This window comes from Mesorhizobium sp. WSM4832 (assembly GCF_055811115.1).
On sequence record NZ_JBVVQH010000010.1, the window covers coordinates 144087 to 169991 of the forward strand.

General features: G+C 63.9%; 24 protein-coding genes. 11 read left to right on the forward strand and 13 right to left on the reverse strand.

All coding sequences use genetic code 11. From position 1 onward, the window contains the following. Positions 1-36 precede the first annotated feature (36 nt). The 5 genes from AC0L2L_RS16365 to AC0L2L_RS16385 all read left to right on the forward strand — a co-directional run bounded on the left by AC0L2L_RS16365 (position 37) and on the right by AC0L2L_RS16385 (position 6606). Positions 37-1062 carry a sugar ABC transporter substrate-binding protein gene (locus tag AC0L2L_RS16365; RefSeq protein ID WP_473579617.1) on the forward strand — a complete coding sequence of 342 codons (1026 nt, stop codon included), beginning with the start codon at positions 37-39 and terminating at the stop codon, positions 1060-1062. Positions 1063-1138: 76 nt separating this feature from the next. Further along, positions 1139-3262: an ABC transporter permease gene (locus tag AC0L2L_RS16370; protein WP_473579618.1), complete on the forward strand. Its 2124-nt coding sequence runs from the start codon at positions 1139-1141 to the stop codon at positions 3260-3262. Further along, entirely contained in the window at positions 3259-4314 is a 1056-nt protein-coding gene (locus tag AC0L2L_RS16375; RefSeq protein ID WP_473579619.1) for an NHL repeat-containing protein, read from the forward strand. The genes AC0L2L_RS16370 and AC0L2L_RS16375 overlap by 4 nt, the downstream gene beginning before the upstream one ends. Then, positions 4314-5810 carry a sugar ABC transporter ATP-binding protein gene (locus tag AC0L2L_RS16380; protein WP_473579620.1) on the forward strand — a complete coding sequence of 499 codons (1497 nt, stop codon included), beginning with the start codon at positions 4314-4316 and terminating at the stop codon, positions 5808-5810. Before AC0L2L_RS16375 ends, AC0L2L_RS16380 begins: the two co-directional genes overlap by 1 nt. Positions 5811-6198: 388 nt before the next feature. Beyond that, complete coding sequence (locus AC0L2L_RS16385; RefSeq protein ID WP_473579621.1) at positions 6199-6606, forward strand: carboxymuconolactone decarboxylase family protein; 408 nt, start codon at positions 6199-6201, stop codon at positions 6604-6606. A gap of 41 nt (positions 6607-6647) precedes the next feature. Here AC0L2L_RS16385 and AC0L2L_RS16390 read toward each other — a convergent pair whose 3' ends face one another. The 11 genes from AC0L2L_RS16390 to AC0L2L_RS16440 all read right to left on the reverse strand — a co-directional run bounded on the left by AC0L2L_RS16390 (position 6648) and on the right by AC0L2L_RS16440 (position 16974). After that, a complete protein-coding gene (locus AC0L2L_RS16390) occupies positions 6648-7535 on the reverse strand; it encodes an amidohydrolase family protein (protein ID WP_473579671.1) in 888 nt (295 codons plus the stop codon). Beyond that, on the reverse strand, positions 7535-8563 hold the full coding sequence (locus AC0L2L_RS16395) for a VWA domain-containing protein (RefSeq protein WP_473579622.1): 1029 nt from the start codon (positions 8561-8563) through the stop codon (positions 7535-7537). The genes AC0L2L_RS16390 and AC0L2L_RS16395 overlap by 1 nt, the downstream gene beginning before the upstream one ends. A 239-nt stretch (positions 8564-8802) precedes the next feature. Next, positions 8803-9684 (reverse strand): AAA family ATPase, encoded by an 882-nt coding sequence (locus tag AC0L2L_RS16400; RefSeq protein WP_473579623.1) that lies wholly within the window; start codon positions 9682-9684, stop codon positions 8803-8805. 8 nt (positions 9685-9692) lie between these two features. Beyond that, positions 9693-10697, reverse strand: coding sequence for a xanthine dehydrogenase family protein molybdopterin-binding subunit (locus AC0L2L_RS16405; protein WP_473579624.1), 1005 nt, complete (start codon positions 10695-10697; stop codon positions 9693-9695). Position 10698: 1 nt separating this feature from the next. Then, a complete protein-coding gene (locus tag AC0L2L_RS16410) occupies positions 10699-12066 on the reverse strand; it encodes a xanthine dehydrogenase family protein molybdopterin-binding subunit (RefSeq protein ID WP_473579625.1) in 1368 nt (455 codons plus the stop codon). Between the two features lie 13 nt (positions 12067-12079). Continuing rightward, on the reverse strand, positions 12080-12562 hold the full coding sequence (locus tag AC0L2L_RS16415) for a (2Fe-2S)-binding protein (protein ID WP_473579626.1): 483 nt from the start codon (positions 12560-12562) through the stop codon (positions 12080-12082). 60 nt (positions 12563-12622) lie between these two features. Continuing rightward, on the reverse strand, positions 12623-13417 hold the full coding sequence (locus tag AC0L2L_RS16420) for an FAD binding domain-containing protein (protein ID WP_473579627.1): 795 nt from the start codon (positions 13415-13417) through the stop codon (positions 12623-12625). Positions 13418-13432: 15 nt separating this feature from the next. Continuing rightward, on the reverse strand, positions 13433-13876 hold the full coding sequence (locus tag AC0L2L_RS16425) for an SRPBCC family protein (protein ID WP_473579628.1): 444 nt from the start codon (positions 13874-13876) through the stop codon (positions 13433-13435). A 299-nt stretch (positions 13877-14175) separates the two neighbouring features. Then, on the reverse strand, positions 14176-15003 hold the full coding sequence (locus tag AC0L2L_RS16430) for a helix-turn-helix domain-containing protein (protein ID WP_473579629.1): 828 nt from the start codon (positions 15001-15003) through the stop codon (positions 14176-14178). Positions 15004-15184: 181 nt separating this feature from the next. Further along, positions 15185-16183, reverse strand: a complete 999-nt coding sequence (locus AC0L2L_RS16435; RefSeq protein ID WP_027167629.1) for an ABC transporter permease — start codon at positions 16181-16183, stop codon at positions 15185-15187. Between the two features lie 47 nt (positions 16184-16230). Beyond that, a complete protein-coding gene (locus tag AC0L2L_RS16440) occupies positions 16231-16974 on the reverse strand; it encodes an ATP-binding cassette domain-containing protein (protein WP_473579631.1) in 744 nt (247 codons plus the stop codon). A gap of 450 nt (positions 16975-17424) precedes the next feature. Here AC0L2L_RS16440 and AC0L2L_RS16445 point away from each other — a divergent pair, with 450 nt between their 5' ends. Continuing rightward, positions 17425-18414, forward strand: a complete 990-nt coding sequence (locus tag AC0L2L_RS16445; RefSeq protein WP_473579632.1) for a sugar-binding protein — start codon at positions 17425-17427, stop codon at positions 18412-18414. 105 nt (positions 18415-18519) lie between these two features. Here AC0L2L_RS16445 and AC0L2L_RS16450 read toward each other — a convergent pair whose 3' ends face one another. After that, on the reverse strand, positions 18520-19701 hold the full coding sequence (locus tag AC0L2L_RS16450; protein ID WP_473579633.1) for an NAD(P)-dependent oxidoreductase: 1182 nt from the start codon (positions 19699-19701) through the stop codon (positions 18520-18522). On the opposite strand from AC0L2L_RS16450, the gene AC0L2L_RS16455 reads away from it, so the two are divergent. Next, on the forward strand, positions 19607-20503 hold the full coding sequence (locus AC0L2L_RS16455) for an NAD-dependent epimerase/dehydratase family protein (RefSeq protein WP_473579634.1): 897 nt from the start codon (positions 19607-19609) through the stop codon (positions 20501-20503). The genes AC0L2L_RS16450 and AC0L2L_RS16455 overlap by 95 nt on opposite strands. 102 nt (positions 20504-20605) lie before the next feature. Further along, entirely contained in the window at positions 20606-21382 is a 777-nt protein-coding gene (locus tag AC0L2L_RS16460; RefSeq protein ID WP_473579635.1) for a FadR/GntR family transcriptional regulator, read from the forward strand. A gap of 30 nt (positions 21383-21412) precedes the next feature. Here AC0L2L_RS16460 and AC0L2L_RS16465 read toward each other — a convergent pair whose 3' ends face one another. Then, positions 21413-21700, reverse strand: a complete 288-nt coding sequence (locus AC0L2L_RS16465; RefSeq protein ID WP_473579636.1) for a DUF3175 domain-containing protein — start codon at positions 21698-21700, stop codon at positions 21413-21415. Positions 21701-21858: 158 nt separating this feature from the next. On the opposite strand from AC0L2L_RS16465, the gene AC0L2L_RS16470 reads away from it, so the two are divergent. From AC0L2L_RS16470 to AC0L2L_RS16480, 3 genes are all read left to right on the forward strand, one after another. After that, the gene (locus AC0L2L_RS16470; RefSeq protein ID WP_473579637.1) at positions 21859-23091 is read left to right on the forward strand and encodes an MFS transporter; all 1233 of its coding nucleotides are present in this window, start codon (positions 21859-21861) and stop codon (positions 23089-23091) included. 147 nt (positions 23092-23238) lie between these two features. Further along, positions 23239-24267, forward strand: a complete 1029-nt coding sequence (gene gntR / locus AC0L2L_RS16475; RefSeq protein WP_473579638.1) for an HTH-type transcriptional regulator GntR — start codon at positions 23239-23241, stop codon at positions 24265-24267. A gap of 303 nt (positions 24268-24570) precedes the next feature. Next, the gene (locus tag AC0L2L_RS16480; protein WP_473579639.1) at positions 24571-25698 is read left to right on the forward strand and encodes a sugar ABC transporter substrate-binding protein; all 1128 of its coding nucleotides are present in this window, start codon (positions 24571-24573) and stop codon (positions 25696-25698) included. Positions 25699-25905: the final 207 nt, after the last annotated feature.

Below are 25905 nucleotides of genomic sequence, written 5' to 3' on the forward strand. Positions count from 1 at the left end.
TCGGCCGGCAATGAAAACCGAACCAGAGGATGTGACATGAAACTATTGAGGACATTGATGGCGGCGGCCACGGCGCTCGCCGTTACCGCCTTCGCGGCGCCGAGCTTCGCCGCCGACGATCCGGGTCCCGCTGCCTATGCCAAGTCGCTCAACGGAAAGCGCGTCATGCTGGTGCCGCTGGCGATGGGCTTCGACCTGGCGCAGGGCTGGGCGCATTACCTGAAGAAGGAAGTCGAAGCCTGGGGCGGCACTTTCGAGACCCGTGATCCGAACTGGGTCGTCGATGCCGGCGCGCAGGCGATCACCGACGCCATCGCTTCCGACACCAGGCCCGACGTGCTGATCATCCATGCGCCCGACCTCAACTCCTATTCGAAACTGATGAAGAAGGCGCAGGCCGCCGGCACCTATGTGCTGCTCGTCGACAATCCCGCCAACTTCCCGGCCGACGCCTTTGTCGGCAGCGACTGGGACAAGCTCGGCCAGCTCGAGGCCGAAGCGGCGATCAAGGGCTGCGGCGAGAATTCGTCGAAGAAGATCGGACTGGTGCAGGGCGACCAGGCGAACTCGTCCAGCCTCTACCAATATGCCGGCATCATGAAGGTGCTGGAGAAGCATCCCGACTTCCAGGTCGTCGCCAAGCCGGATTCCAACTGGGACGCGACGACGTCGCGCAATGTGACGACGACGATGCTGCAGCAGCACCCGGACATCTGCTCGATCATCGACTTCTGGGACGGCGACGCCACCGGCGCCTCGGCCGCGATCCGCGACGCCAAGCTCGATGGCAAGGTGTTCCTGGTCACCACCGGCGGCGGCGAAAAGGCGGCCGATTGCGACAAGCTTCAGGATGGCACCTACGGCGCCGTGGTGATGACCGACCTTGCCCGCCAGTCGGGCGACATGAACGCCATCATCAAGTTCCTGCTGCAGAGCGGGCAGCCAGCCGGCACCTCGCACACCTATATCTACACGCTGGAGAAGGCGACGACCAAGGCGGACCTCAAGCCCGACAGCTGCTGGGACCTGAAGGCGCTGCAGGCGGAAGCGGCGGCGAAGTAAGACGCACGCGACTGATATCGACGAGGTGGCCGGATTGTTCCGGCCGCCTCTTTCTCTTGAATGACAGCAGCAGCCGATGACTTTTCGCGAACGCCTCCAGGCCTGGCGCTACAATCTCGTGCCCGATCATCTGGTCGGCGAGATCCTGACCAAGCGCTGGACCGACAACGCCATACCCTTCCTGGCGTTGGTGGCGACGCTTGGCGTGTTCGGCTCGATCATTCCGGGCTTCTTCAAGCTCACCTCGCTGCAGGAATCGACGCGGCAGCTCGGCGAATTCTCTCTTGTCGTCATCGGGATGACCGTGGTGATGCTGGGCGGCGGCATCGATCTTTCGGTCGGCTCGATCTTCGCGCTGTCCTGCTTTTCCGCCGTCTATGTCTTCTTCATCCTCGAACAGTCGGTATGGCTGGCGCTGGCTGCGGCGCTGGCTACAGGGCTCGTCTTCGGCGCCATCAATGGTTACCTCGTCGGTTATCTGAGGCTGCGCGCCTTTCTCACCACGCTGGTCACCTTCATCTTCGGACGGGCGCTGTTCGACATCCTCGTCACCACCTATGCCGCCGACGTGCAGCTTTCCCAGGCCAGCTCCGATGTGCTCGACTTCATCGGCGACGGTACTTTCTGGGGCCTGTCGGTCTCGGTCTGGCTGGCCATTATCCTCGCCATCGTCACGCACATCGCGTTGACGCGATCGCGCCCCGGCTGGCACGTGCTGGCGGTCGGCGGTTCCCGGCGCTCGGCGCACAATGCCGGCATCCGGGTGCGCCGCACGGTGTTCATGACCTATGTCTTCTCCGGCTTCTGCGCCTCGATCGGCGGTTTCCTCATTGCCTGCCGCTTAAGCGGCGCAGGGCCGGGGACCGGGCTTAATCTGGAGATCATGGCGCTAACGGCGGCGGTGGTCGGCGGCGTCAGCCTCGGCGGCGGGCGTGGCTCGGTGATCAAGGGGCTGATGGGCGCCATTATCGTCTTGACCATGACCAACGGGCTGATCCGGCTGGGCTACGGCACCGGAACCAACCAGATGGTGCTCGGCATCATGCTGGCGGTCGCCGTCACCGTCGACATCCGCTGGCTGAAGAACCGCCACAAGGTGTTGAACGAAGTCTATGTCGCGCCGGTCTATCTCAAGATGGGCGAGACGCAGTCGGCCGCGCCCGGTTCCGGCCCACCCTACGAGCTCGACAACCGGCTGTCGGCCGCGGACCATATCGGGCTCGGCGAGCTCGAAGGGCCCGAGGACGTCATCCTCGACCGCGACGACCATCTCTATTGCGGCACCCGCCATGGTGAGATCGTCCGCTTCTTCGCGCCGGACTATGTCAAGTCGGAAGTGTTCGCGCATATCGGCGGCTTTCCGCTGGGCCTCGCTTTCGACCGGGACGGTAACCTCATCAGCTGCGTCGGCGCCATGGGGCTCTATTCCGTCTCGCCGGACCGGGAGGTGAAGCGCCTGTCGGCCGAGACGTCGCGCTCCTGGACCTCGGTCGTCGACGATGCAAGGCTGCGCGACCCCAATGACTGCGACATCGCGCCGGACGGCCGTATCTATTTCACGGATTCAACGAAGCGCTACGACGCCCACGATTGGGCGCTGGACTCGATCGAGAACCGCGCGACGGGCCGCCTGCTGGTCTATGATCCGAAGGACGGATCGACGAAGACATTGCTCGACGGCTACCGCTACACCAACGGCGTGTGCATGGCGCATGACGGCAAGTCGCTGTTCTTCGCCGAAAGCTGGGCCTGCCGCGTGCATCGCTACTGGCTGGAAGGGCCGAAGGCCGGCACCGCCGAATGCGTCATCCGCGACATGCCTGGTTACCCCGACAACATCAACCGGGCTTCCGACGGCAATTACTGGATGGCGTGGCTCGGCATGCGCACGCCGAGCTTCGACCTGTCGCTGCGCCATCCCGATATGCGCAAGCGCATGACGCGGCGCCTGCCGCAGGACGAGTGGCTGTTTCCCAACATCAACACCGGCGGCGTGGTGAAATTCAACGAGAAGGGCGGCATCGTCGAGGCGATGGGCGATCTCTCGGGCGATGCGCATCCGATGGTGACCTCTATGCGCGAGCACAAGGGATATCTGTTCGTCGGCGGCATCCTCAACAACCGCGTCGGCCGCTACAAGATTTCCGGCGCCGATCCGAACTGGACCAGCCCGGCTTCCTATTGGGGAGGCAAGCCATGATCCTCGATCCGATCCTGGATGTCTTTCGCGGCAAGGCGGTGACCATCCCGCCGCTCGACGGCGCATTCCGTCCCAACACCCGATTGGACGACGCGCCGGCCTTCGCCGAACTGAGCGAGCCGGACAATCTGCTGCCGACCGCCGGCCGGTTGTTTGTTTCCAGCGGCAACGCCGTCTTTGCGCTAGCGGCCGGTTCCAAGCCCGTCGTGGTCGAGACATTTGCGTCCACCGTCACCGCGCTCGCGCTGTCGTCATCGGACGAACTGACGGTCGGGCTGGAAAGCGGCAAGCTGCTCATCGCCGGCAAGGAGATTTCGCTGCCGGCCGAAATACGTTGCATCACCGCACTCGCCTATGCCGATGACGGCACGCTGTGGCTGGCCAACGGCTCGGCGCAGCACCTGCCGTCGCAATGGGCGGTCGACCTGATGACGAAAGGTGCTTCCGGCTCGCTGTGGAAACGGGGCCCGGAAAGCAGTGATTTCCGCAAAGCGGCCGATGGCATCGCCTTCCCATACGGTCTCCATCCCGCCGGCAGCGATGTGCTGGTCAGTGAAAGCTGGCGGCATCAGCTCGTGCGTTTCGATGGTGCGACTGGCAACCGCTCTACCGTGCTGACGCATCTGCCCGGCTATCCCGCGCGGCTGTCGCCGGCCGGCGACGGTGGCGCGTGGCTGACCCTGTTTGCGCCGCGCAACCGGCTGATCGAGTTCGTGCTGCAGGAAACGCATTATCGCCGAGACATGATCGACCAGGTGCCGCCGGCCTACTGGATCGCGCCGGCGCTGGCCTCGAACCGCAGTTTCCTGGAGCCGCTGCAGTGCGGTGGCATCCGCACCATGGGCATCCACAAGCCGTGGTCGCCAAGCCGCTCCTACGGTCTGGTGGTCAGGCTAGACAAGACCATGCAGCCGCAATTCAGCCTGCACAGCCGCGCCAACGGCACGCGCCACGGCATCTGCAGCGTGGCGGAGCAGGACGGCCGGCTGTTCGTCGCCTCGAAGGGCGGTGGCTGCGTGCTTTCCGTCGATCTCGCTTCGGGAGGTTTCTGATGGAACCGATCGTCAGTCTAGAAAACGTCACCAAAAACTATCGCGGCGTGCCCGCGGTGAAGAATGTCAGCTTCGAACTGCGGAAAGGCGAGATCCACGCGCTGCTCGGCGAGAACGGCGCCGGCAAGTCGACGCTGACCAAGATCATCGCCGGCGTCGTCGACGCGACCTCCGGCAAGATGTTCCACAAGGGCGTCGAAACGGCATACGCCTCGCCGCATGCCGCGTTGGAAGCCGGCATCGCCATGGTGTTCCAGGAGACCAGCCTGGTGCCGTCGATGACGGTGGCGCAGAACCTTTATCTCGGCACCGAGAAGTTCCTCAACCGGCTGCGCGGCACCTACATCTCGGCGCAGCAGTTCCTCCAGTCGCTGAACTTTCCGGTCGATCCGAACGCGATGGTGGCCACGCTGGGCGCCGCCAAGCGGCAGATGGTGGAGATCGCGCGCGCCGTCCACCATAATGCCGAGATCATCATCTTCGACGAACCGACGGCAACGCTGACGCCGGAGGAGAAACGCCATTTCTTCGCGCTGATCCGCCGGCTGAAGGCGCGTGGCGTGTCGATCGTCTTCATCAGCCACGCGCTGGAAGAGGCGCTGATGATTGCCGACCGCATCACCATCCTGCGCGACGGCGAACTGGTGATCACCGACGACACTTCGGCCTTCGACCGCGACAGGATCATCGCCGCCATGGTCGGGCGCTCGCTGTCGGGGCAGATCTACCGCCAGCGCGACGAGGCGAAGCTGCGCAGGGCCGGCAAGAAAGTGCTCTCGGTGCAGGACATCTCGATGAGCAACATCGTGCGCAACAATTCCTTCTCGATCTTCGAGGGCCAGATCACCGGCGTGTTCGGGTTGATCGGTTCCGGCCGCACCGAGACATTCAAGATCGTGTCAGGCATCTATAAGCGCGATTTTTTGCGCGGCGGCGCAATCGAGCTCGACGACAAGCCGGTGCGCTATCTCGTGCCGAGCGAGGCGGTGGCCGACGGCATCGTCTACGTCACCGAGGATCGCAAGAGCGAGGGCATTTTCGAGACGATGGGTATTGCCGAGAACCTGTTCGGCGGGCTGCTCGCCGCGGGGCGCGAGAAGGCCTGGGTGATCAACCAGCAGGAGATGCGGCAGCTCTCGGCCGAATGGACGAAGACGCTCAACATCAAGGCGATCAACGACAATGCGCGCGTGGTCGAGCTTTCCGGCGGCAACCAGCAGAAAGTGGTCATCGGCAAGGGGCTGGTGCAGCAGCCGCGCATCGTCATCTTCGACGAGCCGACGCGCGGCGTCGATGTCGGCGCCATCGCCGAGATCCACCAGATCATCAACCGGCTGGCCGACGAGGGGCTCGCCGTCGTCGTCATCTCATCCTACCTGCCGGAGATCATGAACCTTTCCGACCGCATCCTGGTGTGCCGGCAAGGCCGCATCGTCGAGGAATTCTCGCCGGCGGAGGCGACGGAGGAAAAGATCATGTACGCGGCGGTTCACTAGGTGGCGGGGAAGGATGAATGATCGCACCACTGGATTGAACACCGTGGAAATTAGCCGAGCCGTCCGTCCTTCGTCATCCACGGGCGGAGCAAGGAGCGAAGCGACGCGCGCAGACCCGAGGATCCATTCCGTGACTTTTGGGCGCCGCTGCGGTTCAGAATTCTGCTCCGCTGCACTCCTCGAGCGAGCTCACGGCATGGATTCTAGGGTCTGCGCGCGTCGCTTCGCTCCTTGCTCCGCCCTAGAATGACGAGGCTGAGGTGCTTCGGCCAACCTCCGCGGCAGTGCGCTGTTCCGAGCCAAAAACTGAATCAGATGAGCCGGTTAGCCATCTACGCGCAACACTTGATTCAACGACCTAGCCCATCCAAAACGAAAGGACCACGCCATGGCGACCACAAAGCTTCTTACCGACGCCGAGGTCGAGAAGATCCCGGCGGTGAAGGCCGTGTTCGACGATATCAGGGCGACGCGCAAATCCGATTTCGTCAACAATTTCTGGCGCGGGCTGGCCAATGATCCCGTATCGCTGAAGCGGGTGTGGGAGCAGCTCAAGGCGGTGATGGTCGCCGATAGCGTCATCGATCCGCTGACCAAGGAGATGATCTACATCGCCGTATCGACCGCCAATGGCTGCTCCTACTGCGTCCACTCGCACACCGCGGCAGCGCGAGCCAAGGGCATGACAGATGAGCAGCATGGCGAGTTGGTGTCGATCATCGGGCTGGCCGGCCAGACCAACCATCTGGTGACGGCGATGCAGATTCCGCTCGATCCGCAGTTCGAGGTGAAGTGAATTCTTCCCTTCTCCCGCAGGGGGAGAAGGGGACGTCGGCGCTATACCGGCCGGTAAACCTTCTCGGCCGTGTTCCAGAAGATATCCGCCTCGGCTTCCGCTCCGTGGCGGGCGACCGCCGCGCGGTGCGCCTTGATCAGTTCGCTATGGCTGGTCCACAGCTTCTCGATCGGAAAGTTCGAGCCGAACATCAGCCGGTCGCTGCCGAGGATGTCGATGGCGTTGTCGACGATGTAGGCGATGAGGTCGGGGTCGTTGCGATGCACGAAGGTGCCGAGCCCCGACAGCTTGGCGTAGAAATTGGGCGCTGCTGAAAGCGTCCGCAAGCCGGCTTTCCAGGCTTCGGCGGTTTCCGGCTCCATACCGGTCAGCATACCGGCGTGAGTGAGGATGAAATTCGTCTCAGGGTTCTCGCCGACCAGCGTCAGTCCATCCTTCATCTGTGCAGGAAAGAGCTGCAGGTCGAAGGAGAGGCCGTAATCCTTCAGGCGCGCCACGTTTTTCCGCACCATGGGATCGATGACCTGGTCGGGCGAGGCGGCGAAGCGGAAGGCGGGCGTCTCGTGCCAGTGGAGCTGCATGCGCACGCCGCGCAGCAGCTTGTATTTGATCAGCCGGTCGATCTGCGGGCGGACGTCGTCGACCGTCATGTCGGCATAGCCGACGATGGCGTGCGGCCAGCCGGTCTCGTCCGCGGTCTTCTGCAGGAAGGCGACCTCCTTCTCGAAATCCTCCTTGGCCCAGTTGGTCTGGACATAGACGGCCTTCTCGACGCCCGAGCCTTGCTGGTCTTCGAGGAATTCCGTGATCGGATAATCGCGGCGGATCGGCTCGTAGGGGCCGAAGATGCGCGGCACCATCGGCCCGACCAGCCAGGGTTGATCCTGCTGGCGCCAGATGTGGAAATGCGCGTCGATGGCCTTCTGCATCACGATACCCTTTTCCAGATGGTTTTTGCCGCCGGAGCAGGGCGGGCGAGCGCCAATATGAAATCGGTGAGGCTCTTCAGCGACGAGCCGTCGACCAAGTCGTCGAGCGCCGGCAGGATGGCGCGAAGCGCTGCGGTCGCCGGGTGGAAGCGTGGATCGCCAGCGAGCGGCGTCGCCAGCGAGAGCCGGAAGGCGCGGGCGCTCAGGCGACGCATCGCCGTTTCGAGATCGGAATGACCGCCTCGCTCCAGCGCGTCCGATAGGATCACAACGCAGGCGCCGCGTGCAAAGGCCGAGAAGCGCGGCACCGAAAGGAAGGCAAGCAGCGTCGGCCCCATGCGGGTGCCGCCGTCCCAATCGTCGACCTGGGCCGCGGCACGGGCGAGCGCCTGCTCGCGGTCGCGGACGCGCAGCGCCGACGTGATGCGGGTGAGCCGCGTGCCGAAGGTGAACACTTCGGCACGGTCCGCGCCTTGCACCGCCGCATGCGCCAGCTTCAGGTAATCGGCCGTATGCAGCTTCATCGAGCCGGAGACGTCGATGAGCAGGAGCAGTTTTCGCGATACGGTTTGCCGGCGCCGCAGCAGCGGCGCCGGGATATCGCCATCGGCGCTGACGATTTCGCTCAGCGAGCGGCGGAGGTCGAGCGTGCCGCGAGAGCGGGTGCGGGTGGTGCGGAAAGAATGGCGCGCGGGCAGGGCGGACGCAAGCTTTCGGCGGAACGGGCCAAGGCCATCGGCGTCGCGCTGGAAATCGCGGTTGCTCAGTTGCTCAAGCGCCGAGAACAGTTCGCCGCCTTTCTCCCGGCGAGCAATCTGTTTTTCCTCCTCGCGCGTGCCTCGATCGTCTTTGACGCGGGTTTCATCGTCTTCTTCGCCTTCGATCGAAGGCTTGGCGTCGCCGTGGAAATAGAAGCGGAAATGAGCCTCGAATTCGCCTCGGCGATCGGGTGAGGGCGCGAGTATTGCAAGCGCTGCCTCGCGAATGTCGTTCATCGAGCGGGGGCCGAGCAGAGTGACGGCCAGCATGAAGGCGGTCACCTGTTCGGGCGCAATGGCGAAGGCGTGACAGCGCAGCAATCTGGCGAAGCCGAGAAAGGGCGCCGCGGAGCGGGGTAAGCTTTCCTCGCCCCGTTTACGGGGAGAGGATGCCGGCAGGCAGGTGAGGGGCTGCGCCGACTTCTGCCCAGTATGACGCAGCCCCTCATCCGCCCCTTCGGGGCACCTTCTCCCCGTAAACGGGGCGAAGGGGTTGTCGAGGTCGCCCATCACCCCAGCGCCTCCTCGACAATCCTCCCCAGTTCCGGCGCAATCGCTGACAAATCCTCCTCGTCCTTGATCAGCACGCCGATGGCGCGGCGGAAGGCTTGCGGCCATGGGCTGCCGCCTTTTTCGAGGATGGTTGCGGCATTGGCCCATTCGACCGCTTCGGCGATGCCCGGCGGCTTGGCCAGAGGCCTCGCGCGGATCTGCTGCACGGCATTCGCCACCGCGCGCGCGGTGGCCTCGGCGACATCACCCGCGCGCAGCATGATGATCTCGGCCTCGCGGGCGGCGTCGGGATAGCCGATCCAGTGATAGACGCAGCGTCGTCTAAGCGCTTCGGCAAGCTCGCGGGTGCGATTCGAGGTCAGGATGACGATGGGCTGCGTTGCGGCGCGGATGGTGCCGCGCTCCGGAATGCTGATCTGGAAGTCGGAGAGGAATTCCAGAAGCAGCGCCTCGAACTCGTGATCCGAGCGGTCGATCTCATCGACCAGGAGCACGCGCCGTTCGGGCGCACGCAGCACTTGCAGCAGCGGCCGGGCGATCAGGAAGCGGTCGTCATAGATGTCGATCTCGTGCTCGCCGGCATGGCGGATGGCGAGCAGCTGGCGCTGGTAGTTCCACTCGTACAGCGCATGCCCGGCGTCGATGCCTTCATAGCATTGCAAGCGCACCAACTCGCGTCCAAGCAGTTCGGCGACCGCCTTCGCCGCTTCCGTCTTGCCGACGCCCGGCGCGCCTTCGAGCAGCAGTGGCTTGCCCAATCGGATCGCGAGGAAGATCGCGGTGGCGAGACTGTCGTCGGCCAGATAGCGCGACGCGGCAAGGCGCGCGGCGACCGTCTCCGGGGAGGCGGCGACATCTGTTGCATCGGCGCAGGCCATCTTCCCGCTCAGCCCGCGGCCTGCGCCTTCAGCGCGCGCAGGATGCGCTCGGGCGTGATCGGCAGCGTGTCGATGCGCACGCCGACGGCATCGAAGACAGCGTTGGCAACAGCGGGGATCTGCGGGTTGGCGCACATCTCGCCCGGGCCTTTGGCGCCGAAGGGGCCGTCGGCCGAGGGGCGCTCCAGCACGATGATCTCGGTCTCGGCCAAATCGCCGGGGCCTGGCATCAGATACTGGTTGAAGTCGGTGCCGCCATGATCGCGGTTCGGGTAATAGGGCTCGGTCGTCTCGTAGAGCGCGTGGCTGATGCCCATCCAGGAGCCGCCGACCAGCTGCTGCTCGACCATCTTCGGATTGAGCGCGCGGCCGATCTCGAAGACATTCTTCACAGTAAGCACCGTCACTTCGCCGGTCTCGTCGTCGACCTCGACCTCGGCCACCGTGCAGGCATGGGCATAGCAGGTGGACGGCTTCATCGCGCCGGTCTCCTTCTCGGGATAGGAGCGCGGGATCAGGAACATGCCGCGCCCGGAAATCGAGCGGCCGCGCTTGAAATGTGCCGACAGCGCGACATCGAAGATCGAGATCGATTTCTGCGGCGCGCCCTTCACCTGTATGTTGCCCTGGCCGTCGGTCTCGAGGTCGGAAGCATTCACCTCCAGCTCCTCGGCAGCCACTTCCAGCATCACCTGGCGGGCTTCCTTGGCCGCCTGGATGACGGCATTGCCGGCGCGGTGGGTGCCGCGCGAGGCGAAGGTGCCCATGCAATGCGGGCCGGTGTCGGTATCGGCGGTGTCGACGATGACACGGTCGGTCGGCACGCCGATCGTCTCGGCGCAGATCTGCGCCATGATCTGCTTCATGCCTTGGCCAAGATCGACACTGGAGAGCGTCACCATGAAATTGCCGGTCGGCGTCGAATGAACCAGCGCCTGTGTCGGATCGCCACCGAGATTCATCCCGGTCGGATAGTTGATCGCGGCGACGCCGCGTCCACGCCGGATCGCCATCTCAGGCTTCCTTCCTGTAGGAGGACATCGCCATGTATTTCTCCGCCACCGGCCAGTCGGCGGCGCGCGAGGCTTCCTGCATGCATTCGATCAGCGCCGCGCCCTCGGTCGGCTGGCGATGCGCCTTCATGTCGCCGTCGCGATAGGCGTTGATGAAGCGGAACTCGAGCGGATCCATGCCGATCAGCCGCGCCAGCTTGTCCATCTGCACTTCCAGCGCGAAGTCGCCGATGGTGACGCCGAAGCCGCGCATGGCGGAGGAGGGGGTGCGGTTGGTGTAGACGCAGTAAGTGTCGATCCAGACATTGGGGATCGTGTAGGGCCCGGGATAGTGAGCCGCGCCCTTCTGCGCGCCGTAGGGCGAGTGGCGCGAGTAGGCGCCGGCATCGGTGTAGCCCGTGACCTTGCGCGCGACGATGCGGCCGTCCTTCATCACGCCGTCCTTGATGACGACCTTTTCGGCCGCGCGGGGTGACGAAATCTGCATCTCCTCCTCGCGGCTGTAGATAAAACAGACCGGGCGTCCGGTTAGCTTGGCAGCGAGGATGGCGATCGGCTCGACGATGACGTCGACCTTGCCGCCGAAGCCGCCACCGACGGTACCGCCGACGAAATGCAGCTTCGAGCCCGGCATCTGCAGGATGATCGAGGCGTTGTCGAGCGTGAAGAACATCGCCTGCGTGTTGGTGTAGCAAGTGAAGCGGTCGTTGCTCTCGGCCACCACCACGCAACCGGTGGTCTCGGTCGGCGCGTGCTCGATGGGCGAGGACTGGTAGCTCTGTTCGAGGATGTGATCGGCGCCGGCAAAGCCTGCCTCGACATCGCCGAAGCGCACCTTGCGGCATTCACCGCTGTCGTAGAGGTAGTAGTTCTGGCCGTGATATTCGTTGACCAGAGGCGCGCCGGGTTTCAGCGCCTCCTCCATGTCGAAGACGGCCGGCAGCACCTCATAGTCGACCTTGACCTTGGCTGCGGCTTCCTGCGCCGCGCGCTCGGTCTCGGCCAATACGGCCACCACGGCCTCGCCCTTCCAGCGCACCTTGCCGTCGGCAAGCACTGTCTCGTCTTCCGGCCCGATCTGGATCAGGATCAGGATGGTGTAGACGTTGTGCGGCACGTCCTTGGCGGTCAGCACCTTAACCACGCCCGGATGCTTTTCCGCCTCCGACGTGTCGATCGAGCGGATGCGGGCGTGGTGGTGCGGGCTGCGCACCATCTTCAGATGAAGCATGCCGGGGAAATTGCGGTCGGCGAAATAGGCGGTCTTGCCGGTGACATGTCCCGGCGAATCGAGCCGCGGCCGCGGCTGGCCGATCTCGTGGAGACCGTCCTTGCGGACATCGGCGAAGTAATCCTTGCGCAGTTCCATGGCTCGGTCCCCCTCAGGCGGCGTTCTGCGAGTTGGCGCGCGCGGCGATCAGCACCGCCTGGATGATCGGCTCATAGCCGGTACAGCGGCAGATGTTGCCGGACAGCGCCTCGACCACCTCCTCGCGGCTGGGGTTCGGCGTGCGGTCGAACAGAACCTTGGCGGCCATGATCATGCCCGGCGTGCAGAAGCCGCATTGCGTGGCGAAGGCATCGAGGAAGGCGCGCTGCAGTGGGTGCAGCACGCCGCCTTCGGCGAGGCCGGCGGTGGTTTTGATATCGGCGCCGTTGCAAGTCTCGGCCAATGTCAGGCATGAGAGCCGCAACTCGCCGTCAATGACGACCGAGCAGGCGCCGCAGGTGCCCTGGTGGCAGCCGCCCTTCGGCGAGGTGTCGCCGATCTTGTCGCGCAGCGCGTTGAGCAGCGTCGTGCCGCTTTCGACGAATTCGGCTTTCTCCGAGCCGTTGAGCATGAATTGAACCGGGACCTTCGCCATTCTTCCTCCCTTGCGCGCCTGCCCGGACCGGCCGGACAGACGCGCGTCCCCCAACGGGTTCTAATTCGACAACAGCCGCCCGAGATGCACCGGTAGGACCTCGGCGCGATACCAGGCGCTGGCGATCGGGTCGGTGATCGGCGTGATGCCTTGGCCCGCGGCGGCGAGCGCCGGCGCGATTTCCTGCGGCGTGAGCTTGCAACCGAGCAGCGCCTTCTCGGTGGCTAAAGCGCATATCGGCCGGTCGGCCATGCAGCCCAGCGCGATCCGCGCCGACGTCACCGTGCCGTCGGCCGTGCGCTGCAGGAGTGCGGCGATGCTTAGCACCGACACACCCTTCGGCTTGAGGCGCGACACTTTCAGGAAGCGGAAGCTCTCCATGCTGGGCAACGAAAAGCCGACAGCGGTGACGATGACGCGACTGGTGTCGCGGCCGGTCAGGAAGGTCTCGATCGGCATTTCGCCGTCTTCGGTGAATATGGCGGCGTCCAGCGCCAGAAGCGCCACGGCGAAATCGCCGTAAGGGGCAGGGGCGAACAGGTTGCCGCCGACGGTCGCCATGTTGCGGATCGCCGGTCCACCGACGGCGCGCGCGGCCGGCGCGAGCGCGGCAAGCTCGGGATGGCGGGCAATTGCCGCCATGGTGGCGGACGCGCCGAGCCGGACCTTGCCGCCGGCAACCGTGATCCGCGAAAGGCCGGGATCGGTGACGCGGACCAGGTTGGAGACGGAAACGTCGCCTTCATTGGCCGCGCGCACCACCAGCGTGCCGCCGCCGAGATAGCGCGAGCCGGCCGCCTGCAAGGCTGCACTGGCGTCTTTCACGGTCGAGAAGGTCTGCAGCGCAAGCGACATGGCGCGCTCCCCGATTTAGCTATTGCCGGCGAAATGGCTCTTCAGGGCATTGAAGCCGCCCTGGAAGACATTGGCGCCCATGCCCTCGGCCAGTTTGTCGGCTTCCTCTGGCGCAGCGTCGAAGCTTGCGCTCCATTCGGCGTAGGTGCGGTTGCCGTCGGTGACGCGCCGCAACTGCAGCGTCGCCTTGTGGTTGGTCAGCGGCTGCGGCGTTTCCAGGATCGAGTAGCTGACCAGGAAATTCTCATCCGAGAAGTCGAGCAGTTTTTCGCGCAACCGCGCGCCGCTGGCCAACTGGAAATTGCGCACGCAGCCGATCGTGATGGCGACCTTGCCGTCCTCGATGTGGCTTTCCACCATGCGTGGATGCCAGCTTGGCAGGCCGTTGAAGTCGCGGATGCGCGCCCAGACCTGCTCGACCGGCGCGTCGATGACGCTGGAAATGGTGACTTTCGCCATAGACTGATTCCCTTGCAAAGATCAGGGAAGGTTAGGGCGGCCGATGAGCCGGCGCTTATCAATGCGTCTTGAGCGCATATCAACCAGTCGGAAAAACAGGCGCGTCGATATTCAGGTGATGCCGGCCTGCAAATGACGGCTTCCTGCGCTTCCGGCCTTCGCCGGCCGAAGCCCTCATAAGTGGCGTGGTAGTTAAATTATGGCTACGGCCGGCGTAGGCCGGTTCTCGGAACCATCTGTTTGGTCGCTTCGCGCCCGTCTCCGACTCCGGCTCGGCCTGACCTGGATCTCAACGCGCCTTAGGCCATCGCCCGAGCGGCCTCGCGGTAGAGCGTCGGCGGCACGCCGACATGGTCGCGGAAGAAGCGCGAGAAATTGCCCTGGGTGGTGAAGCCGAGATTGCAGGCGACCGAGATCAGCGGTGCCTCCGACCACTGCAGCTGGCGCACGGCCTCCTCCATGCGCAGCGTGTTCCAGTAGACATTCGGGGTCAGGTTGGTCTGTTCCTTGAAGAGCGCGAAGAAATGCGGCCGGGACAGGCCGACCGAACGGGCGACGTCATCGAAGGAAATGCGCTCGCAGACATTGGCCTTCATCAGCTGGATCGCCTTGCGGACGCGGAAATCGAGCATCGTGTTGATGCGCGCGCGGACTATCTGCGGCGCCGAAGCATCGGCGGCGTCGAGCATCGAGTCGATGAAACGCTCGATCTCGTAGTTGGCGACGTCGTCGATGCTCTCATTGTCGGTGAAGTGATCGAGCAGGTTCGCCGCCGCCTGGTGCAGCCAGGGCTCCAGCGTGATCGCGGCTTGCGTGAACAGCGGCGCCGAAGACGGCAGGTCGCGGCGCCGGCGCGCCCAATCGGGATCGATGTAGAAGGCGAGGAACAGGCCGGGCCTGCCGTCGCGGGAAAGGGCGTGGCTGTGCGGCTGGAAGGAATTGATGCCGGCCGCGGTGCCCGGTCCAAGCCGCACCGTCTCGCGGCCGATGGTCATTTCCCCTGCCGTGCCTTCCAGCCAGATGATGAGATGCGCCTCGCCATGGGCATGGGTGACGAAGTCGTTGGCGACGTTCAGCACGGAAACATGTCCGAACCGGCCCCAATAGAGCCTGATCGCGTCCGTCATGGGTATCGTTCCTCCCGCAGGCGACTGGCCTCCCTTCGCCTGCGGGAGGATAGTGCGGCCGGGGTGCGGCTGCGTCAAGGCAGGTAGAGGCGGCGGAACCCGTGCCGTACAGGTCCGAACGGTTTTTCAGACTGAGCGATAGGGGCGTCCCCTTCTCCACGAGGGGAGAAGGGAAGTGCACTCAGTCACTGCGCCTAAAGTTGCGGATGCGGTCGAACAGCACCGCTAGGATGATCGCGCCGCCGATGAAAGTGCCTTGCCAGAAGGCGTTGATGCCAAGCAGGCCAAGGCTGTTGCGGATGACTTCTATAAGGGCGGCGCCGACGATGGCGCCGAGCGCGGTGCCGACGCCGCCGGCGAGATTGGCGCCGCCGATGACGGTGGCGGCGATGACCTGCAGCTCCATGCCGGTGCCGAGATTGGTGGTGACGGCGCCGAGCCAGCCGGTCTGGATGATGCCGGCAATGCCTGCCGAAAGCGCCGAGATCATGTAGACGGCGACCTTGATCTGCTTGACGGGAACGCCCGTCAGCGTCGCCGCATGCTCATTGCCGCCGATGGCGAAGATGTGCCGGCCGAACTTGGTCCAGCGCAGGATGAAGCCAGTGATCAGCGCCAGGATGATCATGTAGAGCACCGGATTGGCAATGCCGAACAGCCAGGCGCCGCCGCCCAGCGCCAGAAGCTTCTGATGGTCCGGCCCGAACTGGAAGACCACGGTGTTGTTGGAAGCGACCATGGCGAGGCTGCGCGCCACCGAGAGCACGCCGAGCGTCACCACGAAGGGCGGGAAGCCGAGATAGGCGATGAGCACGCCGTTGAACGCGCCGACGGCAAGCGCGGTCGCGATCGATGCCAGGATGCCGATTTCGATCGAATAGCCGGCGTGCATGGTGACCGCTAATATCATCGAGCACAGGCACAGCACCGAGCCGACCGAAAGGTCGATGCCGCCGGTGATGATGACGAAGGTCATGCCGAGCGCGATGATGGCGACGAAGGTGACGTTGCGGGTGATGTTGAAGATGTTCTTCGACGTGGCGAAGGAATCGGTTGCGAAGGACAGGAACAGGCAGGCGAGGACGACCGCGATCACCACCCAGAAGGTCTGGTTGGAAAAGAGCCGCGACAGGAACGTGTGCTGCTTCTGCGCGATCGTCTGGTCAAGGGTGACTGCCATTATCTACCTTTCCTGGGCGGCCGAAGGCGTGCCAAGTTTCCACGCGACTACACAACCTGTTCGATGGCGCCGGTGATCAGCCCGGTGACTTCCTCGGGCGAGCTCGACGCGATCTTCTTGTCTGCCACTTTGCGGCCGCGCCGCATGACGATGACCCGATCGGCGACGTCGAACACGTCGGGCATGCGGTGGCTGATCAGCACCACCGCGATGCCCTGGTCGCGCAAGTGGCGGATCAGGTTGAGCACTTCGGCCACCTGCCTGACCGAGATCGCCGCGGTCGGCTCGTCCATCAGCACGATCTTGGCCTGCGACAGCATGGTGCGGGCAATCGCCACCGCCTGGCGCTGGCCGCCCGACATCTGCTTGACAAGGTCGCGCGGCCGCGTCTCGGATTTCAATTCGGCGAAGAGCTGGCCGGCGCGCTTGTACATCGTGCCATAGTCGAGGATGCGGAACGGACCGAAGCCGCGGCGCAGCTCGCGGCCGAGATAGACATTTGCCGCGGCCGTCAAATTGTTGCAGAGCGCAAGGTCCTGGTGGACGATCTCGATGCCATGCTGGCGCGCATCCGCCGGCTTGTGCAGGACAAGCTCCCTGCCGTCCAACCGCATGGTGCCGTGGCTCGGGTGGAAATTGCCGGCGATCATCTTCACCAGCGTCGACTTGCCGGCGCCATTGTCGCCCATCAGGCCGACGACCTCACCGGCCTCCAGCGAAATCGAGACGTCATTGACCGCCTGGATGGCGCCGAAATGCTTCGAGATGTTTGCGAGTTCGAGAACCGGCACCAGCCTTAAGCCTCCCCATTTGTCGACGCAGCCGCCCGCCGACCTTGCCGGCGCCGCTCGCGTCCCGCTCGTCCATTTCCTCCCGGACGAGCGCGATCCATGCATTTAGGCAAATGCGAACGAGGCGTCAATCAATTGTCAGACGATTAATTTCGAGACTCGACAAAAAATCTGTTTTGTAGGACAAATAGGAATTGACGCTGGCGAAAAGCCGATATTAGCTAAGTCTCGGAGAAGAATTTGCTCCGCGCCCGTCTGTCGACGGAGAGGGGGCAAATGCTTAGATGATCAAGGATCCGGCTGCCAACGTTCGGGCAAACGGATCGGCAAATGCTTATCAGCCCGGTCCAGGATACGAGCATCGGAAAGATTCTCGTCATAGTTCTTGCGCATCCAGGCTGATTGGTGTGGCGGGCACGCGGTGTCCGTCTGTTTCAAGGGAGGACTGATATGAGGAAGACACTTTTGCTTGCCGCCGTCGCCGCCATGGCGTTGGGCGCCGGGCCGGCTTTGGCCAAGAAACAGCTCGTGATCGTCGTGAAAGGTCTCGACAATCCGTTCTTCGAAGCCATCCATCAAGGCTGCGAGAAGTGGAACAAGGAAAATGCCAGCTCGGAATATGAATGCTTCTACACCGGCCCGGCATCGACCTCGGACGAGGCCGGCGAAGCGCAGATCGTGCAGGACATGCTGAGCAAGCCGGACACGGTGGCAATGGCGATCTCGCCCTCGAACGCGCCGCTGATCGCGCAGACGATCAAGAGCGCCAACCCGTCGATCCCGATCATGACGCTCGACGCCGACCTGGCCAAGGAAGACGCCGCCCTTCGCAAGACCTATCTCGGCACCGACAACTACCTGATGGGCCACAAGATCGGCGAATACATCAAGAAGGCCAAGCCGAATGGCGGCACGATCTGCACCATCGAAGGCAATCCAGCGGCCGACAACATCCTGCGTCGCGCGCAAGGCATGCGCGATGCGCTGACGGGCAAGGAAGGCCTTGCGGCACTTGCCGGCGAAGGCGGCTGGACCGAAGCCCCCGGTTGCCCGGTGTTTACCAATGACGACGGCGCCAAGGGCGTGCAGGGGATGACCGACATCCTTGCCGCCAATCCGAAGCTCGACGCCTTCGGCATCATGGGCGGCTGGCCGCTGTTCGGCGCCCCGCAGCCCTATCGCGATCTGTTCAAGCCGATGGCCGACAAGATTGCCAAGAACGAGTTCGTCATCGGCGCCGCCGACACGATCGGCGATGAAGTGGCGATTGCCAAGGAAGGTCTCGTCACCGCGCTGGTCGGTCAGCGGCCGTTCGAAATGGGCTACAAGGCGCCTTCCGTGATGCTCGACCTCGTCGGCAACAAGGAGGTCGCCGATCCGGTCTTCACCGGCCTTGATGAGTGCACCAAGGAAACGGCCGATACCTGCATCCAGAAGTAGGCGCCAGCTGCACCCAGAGCCAAATGTCGAAGGGGGCGCCCACGAGGCGCCCCTTTCTTTTCCAGCGCAGGCTTCCGCGATCGAACAGGGCAGGGCGCCTCCCGCTTAAATCTTCTGCTTCACGCCGTCCTTGGAAGGCATCAGGTCGACGCCATTGAGCTTGCCGATATGGGTGGCCAGCATCGGCACATACTGCTCGGCGGGGCCGGTGGCGAAAGCGGTCGCGAAGGAGTTCTTGGTGGCGTTGCCGAGCGGGTTGGCGATGCCGGCCGCGCCCGCCATCGATTCGAGATAAGTCAGGTCCTTGAAGGCGTTGGCGATCGAGAACTTATGCGCGTCCCGGTCGCCTTCCAGCGTCCAGCGCATGAAGGTCTGGTAGAAGCCGCAATCCATCCGGCCGTTGCGGATGACGCTGTCGAAGCGCGGCGGTGAGATGCCGACCTTCTCCGCCAGCGCCAGTGCTTCCGAGTAGATCGCGGCGTAGCCCAGCGAGATGAAGTTGTTGAGCAGCTTCATGCGGTGACCGTCGCCGGTGTCGCCGATATGGACGATGCGGCCGGCCCAGGTCTCGATCACCGGCTTCAGCCTTGCAAACACCGTATCCGGTGCTCCGACCATGGCGTCGAGCGTACCTTCCCAGGCTTCCTTCGGCGTGCGGCTCAGCGGAGCGTCGACATAGTCGACGCCGAGCGCCTTGAGCTCGGCGGCCAAAGCCACGGTCGAGACCGGGTCCGAGGTCGAGCAGTCGACGACGACGGCACCTTTCTTCAGGCCTTCCTTCAGTCCGCCGGGACCGCGGATGATGGCTTCAACTTCGCGTGAGCCGGTGACGCAGATGAAGACGATGTCGGATGCCGCCGCCACGTCCTTGGGCGTGACAACTTCCTTGGCGCCGCGACCCAAAAGGTCTTCCGCGGGCTTGCGGTTCTTGCGGCCGAGGAAGGTCAGCGGATAGCCCTTGTCGACGATGTTCTTGGCGATGCCGTGCCCCATCAGGCCGAGGCCGATGAAACCGATGTTCTCGCGGGCAGCGGTGGTGCTCATGTCGTCTCTCTTCCCTGTCTTTCGTGATGATGAACGACCGCCTCGCGAGCGATCGCCGGGAGGTTTCCGGACATCGCGGTGGCGGTCGATTGCGGAATGCAATATTGTCTGACAATACACATAATACCCGAGCATTGTGGAGAGCAAAATGACGAAGCGGATCATGTTCACCGGCGGCAGTGGCAAGGCAGGCCGCCATGTCGTGCAGTATCTGGTCGAACATGGCTGCCAGGTGCTCAACATCGACACCAAGCCGCTCGACAATCCGAAGGTGCGCACGCTGATCACCGACATCACCGACAGCGGCCAGGTGTTCAACGCGCTGTCGAGCTATGCGGGGCTGCACGAGTTCGACCCGTCTCTCAGGGCGCAGCCGGTCGACGCGGTGGTGCATTTCGCGGCGATCCCGCGCATCATGATCACGCCCGACAACGAGGTGTTCCGCATCAACGCGATGGGCACCTACAATGTCATCGAGGCGGCGGTGAAGCTCGGCATCCGCAAGGTCGTCATCGCCTCCTCGGAGACGACCTACGGCCTGGTCTTCGCCAACGAGCCGCGCAATCCCACGCATTTCCCGCTCGACGAGGACTATGATGTCGACCCGATGGACAGCTACGCGCTGTCGAAGATCGTCAACGAGAAGACCGCGCGGGCGTTTGCACTGCGCAGCGGCTTCGACATCTATGCGCTGCGCATCGGCAACGTCATCGAGCCGCACGAATATTCGCTGTTCCCGAAATGGTTCGCCGATCCGGGTTTCCGCAAGCGCATCGCCTGGAGCTACATCGATGCGCGCGATCTCGGCCAGATCGCCTTGCGCGCCATCGAGAAGGACGGCCTGGGCTATCAAGTGTTCAATGCGGCCAACGACGATACCTCATCCGACCTGCCGACGGCGGAGCTCTTGAAGCGCTTTTATCCGGGCGTGCCGGTCAAGGCCGAACTTGGCGAATATGAGACACTGCTTTCGAACCGCAAGGCGCGCGACGTGCTCGGCTTCCAGCCGCAGCACAGCTGGCGCAAATACGTCAAAACGGCGTGAGGCGCAGCCAAATGCCGGTTGATCTGTGCACATCCTCGTGGGTCGTGGCAAAGCGGGCCTGCCGTGCTTGACAGGCTCTGAAAACGGGACTTTCTGGACCATATGCGGTACGCGAAGCCGAACAACGAAAAAGGGCCGACGAAAACGGCGGCCGCGGAGCGTCCCGCCGGCGTTCGCCGGGCCAACGCGCCGCGTATCCCGGGTGCCAGCGTGCATACTTCGCTCGCGAGCGAAATCGGCCTTCGCATCGTGCGCGGCGACTACCCTCCGGGCACCATCCTGCCGAACGAAGCAAAATGGTCGGAGACCTTCGACGTCAGCCGCTCCGCGGTGCGCGAGGCGATGAAGATGCTGATGGCAAAGAGCCTTCTGGCGTCGCGGCCGAAGATCGGCAGTTGGGTCGAACCGAAGGAACGCTGGAACCTGCTCGACCGCGACGTGCTCGCCTGGTACGCGACGTCGCCGGATCGCGAGGTTTTCCTGAAGACGGTGCAGGAGTTCCGCCACATCATCGAGCCCGAGGCGACGGCCTTCGCGGCGATGCGGCGCTCCGACGAGCAGATGGCCGAGATCAGCCAGGCCTGCCGCGAGATGGGCGAGGCCACCAACCTGCAGGAGCGGACCCGCGCCGACACGCGCTTCCACCTCGCCATCCTGCGGGCCTCGGGCAACGATTTGCTGGTGCCGCTGGGCGTGCTGATCGAATCCGCCTTCGACCATCTTTTCGCCTACACGACGCGTGAACTCGACGATTTGCATCATGCCCAGAAGCTGCATGAGGCGATCGAACGGAGCATCCGCCTGCAAAGGCCCGACGCGGCGCGGAACGCGGTTCGCAAGCTGCTGGCCAATACCGACGAAGTGATCCAGTCGCGCTAAGGTCTGCCGGGGTGTTGTCAGACCTGGATCTTAATCCTGCTTCTCGCGGCCGAATGCGGCACGCAGCTCGTCCTTGGCTTTTTCCAGCACTTTCTTGCGCTCGTCAGGCAGGTTCTTGCCGGCGCGGTTGATGTAGAAATTCAGCATCGACATGGCGGATTGGAACGGCTCCGCCTTGCGGCGGTCGCTGTGCTCGGCCGATCGCTTCAACGATGCGGCGATCTTCTTGGCATCGTCGGATTCAAAGACGTGCTCCTCGAGATCCAGCGCATCGCTGTGCTCGGTCACGTCGGCCGACCATTTCTTCGTTGCGGTCATGGCGTACTCCTTCCTTTAGGGAAGAAAACTCCATTGGGTGGGGCGGGTTCCGGTCCTGGAGCCACCGATTTGCCTGCCGTGGCGCTGCTCGGCTCGGGAAATGCGCCGATAGTGGCTCAAACACCCGATCTCGAAGAAGTCGCGGACAGGAAACGCCGGTGACGACAGTCCCAGGAAATGCGGCAAGCAGCGCCGGCATCGACAGCTTCTACGCATGGACGCGGCTTGGCATTTCCTTGCTGCTGGCGACGATCGGCGGTGTCGGCACCTGGGCGGTGGTCGTGGTCCTGCCCGCGGTGCAGGCCGAATTCGGCGTTGATCGTGCCGCCGCATCGATGCCCTATACCGCGACCATGGTCGGCTTTGCCGCCGGCAACGCGCTGATCGGACGCGCCATCGATCGTTTTGGATACTGGATACCGGCGCTCGCCGCTTCCGTGGCGCTTGGCGCGGGGTTTCTGCTGGCGTCGCTCGCCAATTCGATCCTGGGCGTCACGCTTGCTCAAGGCTTGCTGATCGGTGTCGGCTGTTCGGCGATCTTCGGACCGCTGATCGCCGACGTCTCGCACTGGTTCAACCGCCGCCGTGGCGTCGCGGTGACGGTGGCGGCGTCAGGCAATTACGTTGCCGGGGCGATCTGGCCGACGGTCATGCCTTATGTGATGCAAGGCCATGGCTGGCGCTTCACCTATGCGGCGATCGGGGTCATCTGCCTTGTCACCATGGTGCCGCTGGTCCTGCTGTTGCGACGGCGCGCGCCGCATGAGGGGATCTCCGGCGCGCCTCGCGGCCGGCCGGTGCAGCCGATCTCGCTGTCGCCCACGCAGTTGCAGATCCTGCTGGTGATTGCCGGCTTCGGCTGCTGCATGGCGATGTCGATGCCGCAGGTGCATATCGTCGCCTACTGCATGGACCTCGGCTACGGCGTCGCGCATGGCGCCGACATGCTGTCGATCATGCTGGCGGCCGGTGTCATCAGCCGGATCGGCTCGGGGTTCCTCGCCGACCGCATCGGCGCGGTGAAGACGCTGCTGATCGGCTCGGCGCTGCAGTGCCTGTCGCTGTTCTTCTACATCCCGTTCGACGGGCTTGCCTCGCTCTATGTCGTCTCGCTGGTATTCGGCCTGTCGCAAGGCGGCATCGTGCCTTGCTATGCGATCATCGTGCGCGACTATATGCCGGCAAAGGAAGCCGGTCAGCGTGTCGGCATCGTGCTGATGGCGACGATCTTCGGCATGGCGGTGGGCGGCTGGATGTCGGGCTGGATCTATGACCTCACCGGTTCTTATGCCGCCGCCTTCCTGAACGGAATTGGCTGGAACCTCGTCAACCTCGTAGCCATCGCACTGTTGATGTGGAAAGCCAACCGCAGCGCTGTGGCGATTGCCTGAAGCAACGGCTCACCTGGGCGCCGAAGTCGGGTTGCTTGACAATGGCTGACGCATGCGCGACCCCAATCGGCAAAGCTGACTGGTGGCGATGACACGGATGCCGAACCTGACGTTGCAGCCGCGCGCCGAAGAAAGGGGAACGAGGCCGTGACCAAGCCGCGCTCCCGCCGTGGCGGCGGCCGCCCGACCATTGCCGACGTGGCGCGCAAGGCCGGTGTCGGCGCGATCACCGTGTCGCGGGCGCTGCGCGAGCCTGGGCGGGTCTCGGAAGACCTTCGCCGGCAGATACAGGCCGCGGTCGATGAGCTCGGCTACGTTCCTGACCCCAACGCGCGCGCGCTTGCCTCTGCGCGCGCGGAGGTATTCGGCGTGCTGGTGCCTTCGCTCACCAACAACGTCTTCGCCGAAGTGGTGCGCGGCATCTATGACAGCCTGTCGGACAGCCCGTTCCGCATCCAGCTCGGCAACACGCATTATTCCGGGCTGGAGGAGGAGCGGCTCCTACAGGTGTTCGGCTCGCAGCGGCCGGCGGCGTTGATCGTGGCCGGCATCGACCAGACGCCAGCCTCGCGAAAACTGCTCGAGAATGCCGGCTGCCCAGTGGTGCAAGTGATGGAGACCGGGCCCGATCCAGTCGACATGATGGTCGGCTTTTCGCATCTCGACGGCGGCAGGACAGCGACCGAGCACCTGATCGAGATGGGGTATCGCCGCGTCGGCTTCATCGGTGCCCGCATGGATCCGCGCTCGCAGCGGCGCCTAGCCGGCTATCGGACCGCCATGGAAAATGCCGGCCTATTCGACCCGCGCCTGATCACCACCACGCCGGTGCCGTCCAGCGTTTCGCTTGGCCGTGAACTGTTCCGGGATGCCCTTGCCAAGGTTCCGACGCTCGACGGCGTGTTCTGCAACAATGACGACATCGCGCTCGGTGTGCTGTTCGAATGCCACCGTGCCGCGATCCATGTGCCGAAGACGATCGGCATTGTCGGCTTCAACGATCTCGACATGATGCAGGTGGCCTTTCCCTCGATCACCAGCATCCGCACCCACCGCTATGAAATCGGCAGGCGCGCGGTGGCCATGGCGCTGGCGGCAATCGCCGGAGGCAGGCCGCAGGAGCGGGTCGTCGATCTCGGCTTCGAGCTCAAGCGCCGCGAGAGCACTGCCCGCTGAGTATCTTAGAGTTCACTGAAATGAGACTTTACAGCCTTTGTTGGTAGCGCTACCATCCCGCGCTCGCGAAAACTCACAAGAGGCACAGCTCTGTTTATTATACATAAGCGACAGAATGTTTCTTGTTTATTATGGATAATATGATAGTTTTCGTAGCCGCTTGAGGGAGCGGCAAGGGAGGGGATCAGGTCGGCGTTGACCGCCTGAAACTGCGGCGGGCCAAGGCAGGAGGTGCTTGGGCAAAAGCGTCGATTGTACTGCAGCCAACAAACAAATCAGAACCTGCAACTGGGAGGAATATCGATGATCAAGTCACTCGTTGGTGGCATCGTTGCCGCCACTGCATTCGTCATGTTGAGCTCGGCGGCGATGGCCGCGGGCCCCGAAATCGTCAAGGGACCGGCCGCCGAGCCGGACTGCTTTGCGCCCTGGGCCGCCGATACCCAATTTTTCAAGTTCCCCAAGAAGGACGGCCCCTACCGCGTCGCGCTGGCCAACGGCTATATCGCCAACACCTGGCGCATCCAGATGATCCAGACGGCCAAGGCCTACGCCGCGCAGAAGGACGTCGCGGCAAAGCTGAAGGAATTCAAGGTCGTATCGACCGGTGAAGATGTCCCGGCGCAGATTTCGGCGATCAACAACTTCATCGATTCCGGCTACGACGCCATCGTCGTCAACGCGCAGAACCCAACCGCCTTCGGACCGGTGATCAAGCGCGCCAAGGAAGCCGGCGTCATCCTCGTCGCCTTCGACAACATCCTCGACACCAAGGACGCCATCAACGTCAACGTTGATCAGAAGGGTCTGGGCGCGCTGTGGGGCAAATGGCTAATCGACCATATACCGGATGGCGGCAAGATACTTGAAGTGCGCGGCGTTGCCGGCACATCGGTCGATACCGATCGCCACAATGGTATCCATGAGGCCTTCGACGCCTCGGGCAAGAAATGGGACGTCACCGAAGTCGCCGGCAAGTGGGATGACCCGACGGCGCAGAAAGTTACGGCTGACGCGATCGCCACCAATGGTCCGTTCGTCGGTATCACCGGCCAGGGGGGCGACACCGGCATCGTTCAGGCGATGATCGACGCCAAGCATGCGTTCGTGCCGTTCGGCGGCGAAACCGAGAACGGCTTCCGCAAATTCTGCGCGGCGCATGCGGCGGACGGGCTCAAATGCTCATCGGCGGGCACCGGTCCTGCCCAGGTGGCGGTCGCCATCAAGACGGCGATCTCGGCACTTGAAGGCAATGTCGTGCCGCAGTCGGTCAAGCTGCCGCTGGCGATAGTCGAGGATCCCAATTTCAAGGCGGGTCAGGATTTCTTCCCCGATCAGTCCGACAATTTCTTCGTCGGCAATTCCTTCCCGACCTGCGGCATCAATTTCACCGCGCAGGAAATCATGGGCCAGACCAAGGCGGACCAATGAGCTGACCGACCGGCGCCCCGCAAAAATATAGGGGCGCCCGGGGGCCGCCCCCGGGGCCGGCCCCGCCAACACCCAACACCCCAGGGGGCCAAGGGCAGAGACGAAATAATCGGCGGGGGGGTGGGGCGCGGGGCCAGCCCGCGGCGCTCCCGGGGTTGGCCGCGCATTGGGGGGCGGCGCCAGGTGCCGCGCTGCCGCCACCTGTCC